Below are 1,474 nucleotides of genomic sequence, written 5' to 3' on the forward strand. Positions count from 1 at the left end.
GCAGACTGCCGTGCTGGTGGTCGAGTGGGCACACGAGGGCCGTTTCGGGGAGATCGTTGCGCTGTTCAGCCCGCCGTTGCGTGCCGCGGTGACCGCCGAGACCCTCCGGGCGGCCTGGCTCGCCGAGACCGCGAGAACCGGTCCGGTCACGAGCCTCGGCGAACCGTCGAGCGAGCCCCTGCGGCCGGACCTGACCCGGGTCAGCGTGCCCGTGGTCTGCGAGCGGGGACAGTTCACCGCCGTCATGTCGGTCGACTCCGCCGGCCTGCTGAACGGGCTACGCCTCGCGCCCTCCGCCGGCGAACCATGGGCGCCACCCTCCTACGCGGATCCGGACGCCTTCGAGGAGCACGAGGTCACGGTCGGAGCCAGCCCTCTCGCAGTGGCCGGCACCGTCACTGTTCCGCGTGGTGACGGTCCGTGGCCCGGGGTCGTGCTCTTGAGTGGCGGAGGCCCCTTCGACCGGGACGCGACCAGCGGCCCCAACAAGCCCCTCAAAGACCTCGCCTGGGGCCTGGCCAGCCGCGGCGTGGCGGTGCTGCGCCACGACAAGGTGACCTTCACGCACGCGGCGGAGGCGGCTGCCGCGGACGACTTCACGATGACACGCGAGTACGTCCCCTACGCCGTCGCCGCCGTGCGTCTGCTCCAGGAGGAGCCGTGCGTCGATGCCGGCCAGGTGTTCGTCGCCGGGCACAGCATGGGCGGCAAGGTCGCCCCGCGGGTCGCCGAGGCCGAGCCGTCGGTCGCGGGCGTCGTGATCCTGGCGGGTGACGCCGAGCCCATGCACCGGGCGGCCGTCCGGGTCGTGGGCCACCTTGCCGCCCTCGACCCCGGCCCGCGCTCCGAGGCGGTCCTTGCGGAGATCACCCGCCAGGCCGCGACCGTCGAGACCGCCCTGTCACCCCGTACGCCCCGGGAGGACCTACCCTTCGGTCTTCCTGCCTCGTACTGGCTGGACCTGGGCTCCTATGACCCGGTTGCCACCGCCGCCCGCCTGGACAAGCCGCTGCTGATCCTCCAGGGCGGCCGCGACTACCAGGTCACCGTCGAGCACGACTTGTCCCTCTGGCAAGAGGGACTGACCGGGCATCCGGACGTCACCATCCAGATCCACGAAGCCGACGACCACCTCTTCTTCCCAGGGACAGGACCGTCGACGCCCGCCGGGTACATGGCACCCCAGCACGTCGACGCGGCGGTCATCACGAACGTCGCCGCGTGGCTGGACTGCCCGCTTCAGCACCGACCCTGCAAGCGGGCGGAAATGCCCCGGGCGGGCCGGATCATCTGAGACGGACACACGTATCTGCCCCCCCGGGACCAGATCACCTGAGATCTTCGGTTCCTCCGTGTCTCACTTGATCTGGTCGATCCAGGTCAGAGTCGGTCTCGGAGACCAGATCCTTTGCGATGATGGCGATTCTTGAAAATCGCCAGGTTCGCTCTTCCCACCACTTGGTTGGCTTTTCAA

At 69.9% G+C, this 1,474-nt stretch carries 1 protein-coding gene; it reads left to right on the forward strand.

Annotated elements, in window-relative coordinates:
- Window positions 1-1,294: alpha/beta hydrolase (locus IE277_RS46640; protein WP_308433495.1), on the forward strand; the 1,294-nt coding region annotated here is incomplete at its 5' end.
- Window positions 1,295-1,474: the final 180 nt, after the last annotated feature.

Source organism: Streptomyces alanosinicus, from assembly GCF_014650595.1.
In the GTDB taxonomy this organism is placed as follows: domain Bacteria; phylum Actinomycetota; class Actinomycetes; order Streptomycetales; family Streptomycetaceae; genus Streptomyces; species Streptomyces alanosinicus.